The sequence below is a fragment of the Aureimonas frigidaquae genome, assembly GCF_001463905.1.
GTDB lineage: Bacteria > Pseudomonadota > Alphaproteobacteria > Rhizobiales > Rhizobiaceae > Aureimonas > Aureimonas frigidaquae.
The window spans coordinates 1-244 of record NZ_BBWR01000029.1; the positions used below are offsets into that span (position 1 = coordinate 1).

The 244-nt window shown below is 59.8% G+C and carries 1 protein-coding gene; it reads left to right on the top strand.

What is annotated here, in order from left to right:
• Positions 1 to 19 precede the first annotated feature (19 nt).
• A partial coding sequence (locus AUL30_RS19140) for a DUF2218 domain-containing protein (protein ID WP_062229512.1) occupies positions 20 to 244 on the top strand: 225 nt, incomplete at its 3' end.

The following is a 244-nucleotide window of genomic DNA, read 5'->3' on the forward strand; positions in this document are numbered from 1 at the left end:
TTTATCAGGAAGCCTGTTCATGCTCATTGCGACATCCCGTGTCCTCACGTCCCATGGTGGTCGCTACCTTCAGCAGCTGTGCAAGCACTGGAGCCACCGTTTTGAAGTCGAGCACGGCGTGGACACGGGCCGGATTGCGTTCAGCGCGCAGTCCAGCCTAGAGCTGTCGAGCGACGATGAGGCTTTGACGCTTGTCCTGTCCTGCGCCGATGCGGCCGGGCTGGAAGCGATGAAGGGTGTTGTT